The following is a 10,127-nucleotide window of genomic DNA, read 5'->3' as shown; positions in this document are numbered from 1 at the left end:
TGGTTATGCAGGTAATTATTATTTGGCGGGCTGCTATTCGCCTTCAAAAAGGAGTAAAAAAGTAAATGTTTCCTGCAAGGCGAATAGCACCGGGCTATCGGCTGTAGTCCAAGCCAACTCCGCTAAACCGCTGCGTTGCCTTGGAGCTACTTGCCTCTATCCCTGCCCGATACCGTACCTATTCGTATAGTGCCAATTCAAAATTAAAAGTCGTCTAGTAGTATCGCATAAATACCAAGAAAGTCCGAACAACATACCCAAAGGTTGAGGTTCCGTTCGGGCAGGGATAGTAGTGGAAAGCCCACAGCCCCGAACCTTTTCGGGGCGAGGACTTGGAACGGATAGCCCGGCGCTTTCGCCAATCGACTCAATTTGGTAAACCGGTACTATTTGTTGGCGAAAGCGGCCCGCATAAAAAAAACACTACTCCGGCTTCATAATAAACTTAAAACATTTTCCAGGCTTCAAAACCTTACGGGCTTTGGAATTTAGTCGCTTGAGATTAACCCGATTCAATTGTTGTAAAAAATCATCGACCGTGGGGAGGTCATGACCATTGGAATGAGCCTTAATCATAGCTTCCATCCAAAATTCATTGAGGGTAAATTGCTGCTGCAACTGCTTACGATTCGCTTCTAAAGCATTGAAAAACTCCGCTTCCGAAAAACCTTGTTTCCGCAATTGATCAACCATTTGGTCCAATTGAGTAACCAAACTTTCCAACTTCTCCGGATTGCAGCGAAACTCCAAAATAAGGCGAAAAGAAGGGGCCGGAAACTCCTCCAAATACAAAAAAGCGTTGGTTACATAAGCACCTGAGTTCTGGTCTCGAATTAAATTCCGTAACCTAACCTGAAGCAGGCTCTGCAATAGCCTCATTTCGAGAACATTATCTTCACCTTTATCCAATCCCCCAAAATATACCTGGGAAAAATATACTTTATCACCTATTCCCTTTCTAAATTCCAAACTGCGCATATTTCTTGAAGGCCAAGCTAATTTAAGTTCCTGCAGTGAAGGCTTAAATGCAGAAGAAGGCAATGAAGATAAATACTTCTCAACCAATGGCTTAAGTTCAACAGTATCAATATCGCCTAGTAAAAAAAACTGATAATTAGCAGCATTTGAAACATGTTTTCGATATAATTCCATGGCCTTTTTTGTACTAAACTCAGTTGATGGAAATCGACCAAATTGACAAGAATCAAACAAACTATTAATGGTATAATAGAAAAAATTCTCAGGATCATTTAAGGAATTGTTAAACGAACTTTGAAGTGAATTTATAGTAGAAATAGCCTTTATTGAATCAATTTTACCGGCAGTAAAATATAGGTAATTCAAATAAAACAACGATTCAAGATTAGAATAATCACATTTTCCATCAATTTGATCTCTGCCATTATCGTAACTTGGAAAAAACGAGAGTTTCCTTTTTCGAATAAAAAAGTCTATATCGTCTGAGGAATAGTCACCCAGACCGGATCCCATCAGATATTCAGGTAAATAACTTAAAATAGAATAATCGTTTGCCGACTCGGACAAACGTCCTCCCGGAGCAACTGCCTTAAAAACCACCTCACCAGGTTTACGTTTGGTGGACAAAATGGTAAGTTGCACCCCATTCGAGAGTTGCCATTGCGAACAGGATGAAGACACAGATTTAACATTCAACAACTTTCCCTTTTCCGGAAGAACAGAAGGCGGTTTTACTGAATTTATTTTGGGAAAAAACTGAATGGGTTGTAATGTATCGGTTCGAATACTCAAAAAATAATTCAAACACTCTTGATTGGTAGGAACAGAGGCAGAGTCATCTTGCTTCAATTGCAGAATAATAAACAAATTATTATCCTTTCCCATCCATTTTTCAGCAAGGGAATTCACCTCCGAGACATCAATCCGGTGAAGTAACTCCTGGGCATGCCAAAGGTAAAGATCCGGACCAAGCAACTGATCGCTTCGTAAGAAATGACCAATGCAATATGAAGAAAGGTATCTTGAATCGGTTGCTTCCTTTTGGTTAGCCTTTCGAATGGATTCAGAGAGTATACTTTCTTTGGCTTCTTCCATTTCTTCGTAACTAAAACCAAAAAGTTTTATCCGGTTCAATTCCAGATAGAGCAGTTCCATTGCCGGTTTCCAATCCGAGCCATAAAACTCAATTTCATTAGCGAAATAATCGTGGTTACGTACCAAAGGACTAAATCGCACCTTATGTTCAAAATCGGGGAACTTTTGTTTCCATTTATTCCAGCGATTTTGCTGCATTCGAATGAACAACTCGTGGGTAAGTTTTAGTCTGAAATCGTTCCAAGTTATTACTTTCAGCTGATTAGTTTGCTTATAAAAAAGAGAAACATTTGATTTTACAAACTCTTTATCAGATGAAACAGAAGCCTGTGGCTGATCTTGTGAAGGAAGCACAAAATCGATAGATGGTAAGGGAGTATTAGGTTTAGAAATAGCACCAAACTTCTGTTTAACCAGATTTTCAATCGTATTTATTTCAAAATCGCCAATAAGTACAATACCCATTAAATCGGGACGGTACCATTTCTTATAAAATTCCAAAAGTGATGCATGAGTAAAACCTTCAATAATTTCCGTTTTTCCAATAGGTTTCCTGTCGGCATACACCGAACCTTTCATGAATTCGGGCAAGTAATTTAACCTGGCACGTTCTTCTGCATTTTGTCTTTCCCGGCGCTCTTCCTCAATAATTAGCTTTTCATTGGCGATGAGCAAGGGGTCGAATTGAATGGATTGAGCCCAATCTTCCAAAACCTGAAGGCCCTTATTAAACAAAATTGAATCATTGGTTGGCACATTTAGTCGGTACAAAGTTTCGTTCATTCCGGTTTGAGCGTGCAAATCGGCTCCAAATTTCCCACCGGTCTTTTCTATAAAATCGATTAATTCCTTTCCTTTAAAATGGCTTGTACCTTTAAATGCCATATGTTCAATAAAATGCGCCATCCCTTGCTGGCTTTCTAGCTCAACAGCCGAACCTACCTTTACAACCAGCCTAAGAACAGCATAATTTTCAGGTTTAGAATTGGATTGTATGTAATAAGTTAAGCCATTGGGTAAAATTCCATACCGAATATCGTTATTCAGTGGAAGAGAATCTGTCGGCAAGGGCTGGCTCCAAGCCCAATGGCAAAAGCCAAGTGCTAATATGAACAGGACGTTTCTCAAGGCATAACTAATGCCTAAAAATAGAAATTATAACCTAACTATGAATTTCTTACCAATCTAAATCGAACCTGAACAATTTAAAAAGAAAGGCCTCTGGCCATTTTTATTGGATTGATATTTTTCAAATTAAGTGAAAAGCGAAACCTTTGGTACCATTTAATTCCATTCAGGCTCATGTAATAATCAATATCCTTAGAGTAGCCGATTGGGTAGTAAATTTCCAATACATTTTTCAGTATTGGCAAAGAAACACCGTAGTCAAAAACAAAGGATCTACTTTCCGGAAAAGCATTTTTTGCCATGGCATAAGTTCCTATATCGACAAATAGTTTAAAAGGAATTACACGATGAATACTTGTTTTAAAATTGGCTGCAAGCAACCAATTACCTGTTTGTCCATAAGGTGAAAACACCTTAAATCCACCATCTCCATCAATAAACTGGTTGCCCCAAAAGCTTTGGTTAGGATTTTCAAACCTACCAATAAAGGGTTGGCTATACTGATAATCTTGATATCCGGCCAAACCGCTTAACCTGTAGCGAAAATCGGCTTTAACTTTGGCATAATCGTATACAAACACTTTTCCGTAAAACAAGCGGATATCAAAGCTCTTATTCTTACCTTTAAACGTTTTGCTATAGTTGGCGGTAATGGATGCTTTAGCCATTCCGGTGCTTTGTTGAACGTTCAGAACGATGCTAAACGGATTTATTTTACGATCATTCACAAAACGGTGAGTAAACTCATTCACATAGTAGTTGGAAAAGCGACTTACTTCATTACCATAAACAAAGTTTTCTTTACTCACAAAAATGGTTCTAAAGGAAGTACTTTGTTGGAAGTGGCTTCTTGGGCTGGTTTTCTTGATAGTCCACGACACCGATGGAATAAGCACATTGTAATTTAAGCCTCCATTATTACCATTCCAGGCATAGCGTGAGCCTTCGATACCCAGGCTAATTTTTTGAAAAAAGGTAAGGCGTGGATACATATTATAGAAAAACTCGGCATGGCCGGCCAAATTTTTATTCCCAAAACCATACATGGGAGCAACAATATACTCAAACCTGCGATTGGGAAGCAAGGCATTGTAAAAAGCCAATCCCAGCATAAACTTATTATACAGGTTAGCGCCAACAATTGGGGTCCAAAAAATTTGGTTTCTAGTTGGATCTTCCAATCCGCCTACAAACTTAAATTGCAGTTTTTCCCATGTTTTAAAAGCGCCTTTTACCCTACTTTGGTTGTTTTTCCGATATAAATCTACTGTTCGTCTGTCATAATCCAGCACCAATTTATCGGCTTCTGCTGGGTTTAAATTCAAGGTAAAATCCTTCTTTCCTTGGAATCCATTGAACCATTCCTTTTTTACTTCTTTACCATCTTTAATAGCCGAAACACTAATTGGTCCATCGGTTTGCCCAAGATTTACAACTTGAAAATGAAGTTTATCGGAATCGGCTTTAACCTTTCTAATTTTATAATCCATCCTTTTATTGGTTTGGATTAAGTCATTAAACAACCAGGATAAATCGCGTTGTGCCACCTCTTCAGCCACCTTTCTAAAATCTTCGGGATAGGGGTGTCGAAATTTCCAGCGATCAAAATAGGTTCTAAAGATTTTATCGGTAAGATCTTCTCCCAAATTATCGAGTAGATAATTAAACACATCGGCGGTTTTGCTGTACATGATAGCGCCATAATTCAACATGGTAAAATCGGCACTATGTGTTTGAATGGGTTGGTCTTCTCCTCGTCTACCTTCAAACAGGTAAGACATTTCATAGTAATAATTTTGAGCTTGCTTGTCGGCTCCTATAAATTTCCCAAGAACTTTTATAGCCTTTGACTCCCCGGCAATTAGGTCGAAGAAATTAGCTTTAGGATGTTTCCATTCATTGTATCTGCTTTCAAAAAAGGAGTTCAAACCTTCGTCCATCCACCCAAATTCACGTTCATTACTTCCTAAGATTCCATAAAACCAATTATGACCAACTTCGTGCATAATAACAGTTTCGAGGGAGTAATCACTTCCGGCGTTTCCAATTACAGTAATATTCGGATATTCCATTCCACCTCCGGCTGCAATGGTTCCATCAACTGCAGTTACATGTTTATAAGGGTAATTCCCACAATGCTGAGAATAAAACCAGGTGGCATCATTGATATACTGAGGAGCTTTTTTCCAGGTTGAGGCATTTTGGTTAGTAAAATAAGCCCAGGTTGTTACCTTTTGTTTATTGGGAAGTTCAACTTCGCTTTTTAAAACATTCCAGCGTTTATCTGCAAACCAGGCAAAATCATGCACTTTTTCCTGGTGATAATGCAAGGTTTTAGTCTCCTTTTCTGACTCGGGGAAATCCATGTCTCTGGTATCAAAATTTGTTTTTGCCGCAGTTGCTTCGGCCTTTTTATTAAGCCAATCCAACTCGGCCGCACCATCCACCAAATCTCCGGTTGCACCAACCACATAATTTCCAGGCAAGGTTATTTTCACATCATACGTACCAAATTCAGAATAAAACTCACCTTGATTAAGATAAGGAAAGGCATGCCATCCTTTGTGGTCATATACAGCCGGTTTAGGATACCATTGAGTTATAAAATAAGCTTGGCCTACATGGCCTAGTCTAGAAATTTGTCCATCCGGAATTTGAACATGAAAAGGAATGGTTAAGGTAATGCTTTGTTTAGGCAACAAAGGGGTATTCAGTAAAACCTTGCAAATATCCTTATGTTCCGGATGATACTCCCAGGAGGCCGGCTTGCCATCTACCTGAAAAGCGATACCATCCATGGATCCCAAGCCCTTACCTTTAAGAAAATGCAAGTAGGTGTCTCCATTCTCCACCTCTTGTTTAGATAAGGCAGTTTTTGAATTGGCATATGCATTCGGCCAGATATGAAACCAGATAAACTCCAGGGCATTGGGTGAATTATTGGTATATCGAATGGTTTCAAAGCCGGCCAAAGTATGCTTTTTATCATCCAATTGCACCTCAATTTGATAGGTAACATCTTGCTGGAAATAGTCTAGATTTTGAGCACCTGCCAAAATACTTGACAACATCCAAAGGGAGAAAAAGTAGATCTTTTTCAATGGTATATAACTTAAAAATGAGAAGGTGAAAGTAGGAAAATCTGTAAGAAATTGATGGAAAGTACAGGATTTTTTAAGGCAATTTCAAACGCAGGCTTGGATTCTTTCCAAAATTAATTTTTGCCTCCAGTTTTCGAAGCACATTGCTTCCCAAAACTCCATCCAGAGGCTTTTTATCAACCAATCGGTAACTTTCATTCACATGTGAAAGATCCATCAATATCATTTCAAAATCTTTCAATACAGCTTTACCTAGTTGAAATGATTCAATGTGTGCAATTTGACTTTGCATAGTATTCGTACCTAAACCGGTAGAAAGTGTTGGATTTTCTTCGAAGTCGGAATGATCGATAAAGGATTTTATCCTGGTTAAATCCATAACGGTATGGCTGGCACCGGTGTCCAAGAGAAACCGGGCAGATTTTTCATTCACTTTTGCTTTTAAAAAGTAATGGAAGCCTTGCTTATCCAATTCCACTATTTTTAATTTCAATACGGTCCGCTTTTCTTTGCCCATCAAATAAACTTTAAAAACTGATCATAAACCGGTTCAGCAGGAATCAATTGGTCTTGAATAGTATGAAAAAACTCCGGATGCCATTGAACACCTACCACTTTTCCTTCTTCTGCCCCATTCCATGTAAAGGCTTCAACGACACCATCTTCTGCACTGGTAGCTTGTATTTTCAAGTTATTTCCTAAATCTTTAACACCTTGGTGATGAACTGTATTTACTTTGGCCGGAAACTGATTTCCATACATCTTCTCGAATAAGCCACCGGGAGTAAACCTGACTTCATGTGAAATTCGATCGTATAATTCTGCATCTCGGTGCTTTTTAATGTTGGGATTTTGGGTTTGCAAATCTTGGTAAAGGGTTCCACCAAAATACACATTCATCAATTGAAAACCTCTACAAATAGCCAAAACCGGCTTCCCTGCTTTTACCGAATAATCCATTATTTTCAACTCATATGCATCGCGATAAGCATCGCCCTTCCAACGACCATCCAAAATGGGTTCTTCACCATAAGATTGCGGAGCCAAATCAGCACCACCCTGAAAAACAAAACCATCCATTTGGGCAATAAAATCCTGAAATTGTTCGGCATTGTCTAAGTCCGGAATTAATACCGGCATTACACCTTTTCGGGAAAGATACCTCGACATATCCCTTTCAAAATATTGGAGGGTTTTATGTCCATGGGTTAAACGATTTGGGTCGGGATAAATAAAGCAGGCAGATACACCAATCAGTTTCATAAGATAGATTTAAGGTTTTTGTTCAGTTGGAGTTTGTTTACTTTCGTCGTATGCTTTTAATATTCGGCTAACCAGCGGATTTCTGACGATATCCTTTCCAGTTAGATTTACAATTGCTACACCTTCAGTTTTCTTTAGCAGGCTAACTGCTTCAATTAATCCGGAAGGTTGATTCCGTGGTAAATCAATTTGGGTCATATCACCTGTAATCACAAATTTAGTTGACATGCCCATTCGGGTTAAGAACATTTTCATTTGATTCCGGGTGGCATTTTGGGCCTCGTCCAAAATCACAAAAGCATTCTCAAGAGTCCGGCCTCTCATAAAAGCCAAAGGCGCAATTTGAATAGTTCCTGTTTCCAGGTAATTCCTCAACTTTTCAGGAGGAATCATATCGCGTAAAGCATCGTATAAAGGCTGAAGATAAGGATCTAGTTTATCCTTTAAATCACCCGGTAAAAATCCAAGATTTTCTCCTGCCTCCACTGCAGGTCTGGTTAAAATTATTCGTTTAACCTCCCTACTTTTTAATGCTTTAACTGCCAAAGCTACTGCCGTATAGGTTTTTCCGCTTCCGGCAGGCCCAACCGCAAACAACATATCGTGGTTGCGAATTTTCTCACAAATAACACGCTGATTCGGCGTTCTGGCTTTTATTACCAATCCATTTTGCCCATGAAGAATAATCTCATCCGAAAAATCATTAATCGGACTCACTTCCATTCGGTTATCTTCCAAAAAATAGGCTAAATCGTTCTCAGAAATTCGTTTAAACTTTTCAATATGCTCCAAAATATCGAAGAACTTTTCTTCAAACAATTCAATATTCTGAGGCTCACCTAACACCTTTACCTGGTTCCCTCTGGCCGTAATCCGCAAATGTGGAAAGGCACCGGAAATTAAATTAAGGTATTGGTCATTAGGTCCAAAAACATCCATGGGGCGAACCCCTTCAATAAAAAAAGTCTTCTCTGTCAAATGCTGCTTAATTTTGGGGGTGAAAATAAGGCATTGCCTTGTACCTTTTTAATTTTGCTTTAACCTTTTCAAAAATACCAATTTATGAACTTTACCTATTTTGGACACTCCTGCTTTTCTGCTGAAATTAATGGCAAACATTTGCTTTTTGACCCTTTTATTTCACCCAACCCTTTAGCGGCCCACATCAATTTGGACGAAGTAAAAGCCGATTATATATTCATTAGTCACGGGCACGAAGATCACATTGCAGATGCTGTTGCAATTGCAAATCGCACCGGAGCCATTTGCGTTTGTGCTTATGAAATTTATGTTTGGCTTTCTAAACAAGGTATTACCAATGCCCACCCAATGAATACTGGCGGAAGAAAAGATTTCGGTGATTTTGCTGTAAAATGCACCGTGGCACAACATAGCAGCAGCTTCCCGGATGGCAGCTATGCCGGCAATCCAATGGGATTTGTAATTACTTCAGAAGAAGGAAACTTCTATTATTCAGGCGACACCGCATTAACCTTAGATATGCAGTTGTTGTCAGGCTACGATTTGGATGTATGTTTATTACCAATAGGCGACAACTTTACTATGAACGCCGACGAAGCTGCACTTGCCGCCGAATTTGTTCACTGCAATAAAGTCATTGCATTACACTACGACACCTTTGGATTTATTAAAGTAGACCATAAACTTGCAAAAGAATCGTTTGATGAATTGAAAAAAGAACTGATTTTCATTCAAATTGGCGACACCATTTCCATTTAGTTTAGGTAAGGTTCTTGTTTTAACATCAAAAAACACCGCTTTGAAAAAATTCCTGCTCCTTTTGGTTGTACTCTTTTTTTCATCCCCAATTGCTTGGGCTCAAAAAGACAAGCTTCAAACCAAGAACAAAAAAGCCATTAAGCATTTTGAAGATGCTTATATAGCTTATAACCGCCGACTAGAATTAGATGCCTGTGAATTGCTGCGCAAAGCATTAGCAGAAGATGAAAAATTCCTGGATGCCAGGGTTCTTCTGGCGGATCTCCTTACTGATTTAAGAATGTTTGATGAGGCAGAAACAAACTGGAATAAACTCATTGAACAAGATAAGGATTTTTTCCCTAAAGCGTTTTTCAGAATTAGCATTGCTCAGTTGGGAATTGGAAAATACGAACAGGCAAAAACAAACCTAGAGACTTTCCTGAAGCAACCCAAACTATTGCCCGATATGCAAATCAGGGCAGAACGTATGCTTGAAAATGCCAAATTTGGTGCTGAAGCAATAAAGCATCCTGTACCATTTGACCCGATGAACCTGGGAAAGAATGTTAACTCCCAACATTTTGAATACTTTCCAAGCTTAACTACCGATGGCAAAACCCTCATATTCACGCGTAACTTCAGGGACGAAACTGGGCATCAGCAAGAAGATTTCTATGTTACCAACAAAACTAATGAAGGTTGGTCTCCAGCCTTAAATTTAGGTCCGCCCATTAACACCGACGGAAATGAAGGGGCTCAATGCATTTCACCGGATGGACAATGGATATTTATGACAGCTTGCAATCGAAGAGATGGAGAAGGAAGTTGTGATATTTATAT

The 10,127-nt window shown here is 39.0% G+C and carries 7 protein-coding genes; 2 read left to right on the top strand and 5 right to left on the bottom strand.

From position 1 onward, the window contains the following. Window positions 1–423 precede the first annotated feature (423 nt). The 5 genes from K1X82_13510 to K1X82_13490 all read right to left on the bottom strand — a co-directional run bounded on the left by K1X82_13510 (window position 424) and on the right by K1X82_13490 (window position 8,504). Entirely contained in the window at window positions 424–3,201 is a 2,778-nt protein-coding gene (locus K1X82_13510) for an insulinase family protein (protein MBX7183123.1), read from the bottom strand. A 77-nt stretch (window positions 3,202–3,278) separates the two neighbouring features. Next, the gene (locus K1X82_13505; GenBank protein ID MBX7183122.1) at window positions 3,279–6,302 is read right to left on the bottom strand and encodes a M1 family metallopeptidase; all 3,024 of its coding nucleotides are present in this window, start codon (window positions 6,300–6,302) and stop codon (window positions 3,279–3,281) included. Between the two features lie 73 nt (window positions 6,303–6,375). Further along, window positions 6,376–6,819 (bottom strand): retroviral-like aspartic protease family protein, encoded by a 444-nt coding sequence (locus K1X82_13500; GenBank protein MBX7183121.1) that lies wholly within the window; start codon window positions 6,817–6,819, stop codon window positions 6,376–6,378. Continuing rightward, window positions 6,819–7,565: a gamma-glutamyl-gamma-aminobutyrate hydrolase family protein gene (locus K1X82_13495; GenBank protein MBX7183120.1), complete on the bottom strand. Its 747-nt coding sequence runs from the start codon at window positions 7,563–7,565 to the stop codon at window positions 6,819–6,821. The genes K1X82_13500 and K1X82_13495 overlap by 1 nt, the downstream gene beginning before the upstream one ends. A gap of 9 nt (window positions 7,566–7,574) precedes the next feature. Continuing rightward, on the bottom strand, window positions 7,575–8,504 hold the full coding sequence (locus K1X82_13490) for a PhoH family protein (protein ID MBX7183119.1): 930 nt from the start codon (window positions 8,502–8,504) through the stop codon (window positions 7,575–7,577). A gap of 123 nt (window positions 8,505–8,627) precedes the next feature. On the opposite strand from K1X82_13490, the gene K1X82_13485 reads away from it, so the two are divergent. Both K1X82_13485 and K1X82_13480 read left to right on the top strand, forming a co-directional pair. Then, window positions 8,628–9,305 carry a metal-dependent hydrolase gene (locus tag K1X82_13485; protein ID MBX7183118.1) on the top strand — a complete coding sequence of 226 codons (678 nt, stop codon included), beginning with the start codon at window positions 8,628–8,630 and terminating at the stop codon, window positions 9,303–9,305. A gap of 40 nt (window positions 9,306–9,345) precedes the next feature. Further along, on the top strand, window positions 9,346–10,127 hold a 782-nt coding region (locus K1X82_13480), incomplete at its 3' end, for a hypothetical protein (protein ID MBX7183117.1).

This window comes from Bacteroidia bacterium (genome assembly GCA_019695265.1).
GTDB lineage: Bacteria > Bacteroidota > Bacteroidia > JAIBAJ01 > JAIBAJ01 > JAIBAJ01.
This window is presented reverse-complemented; position numbering and strand designations above follow the sequence as displayed.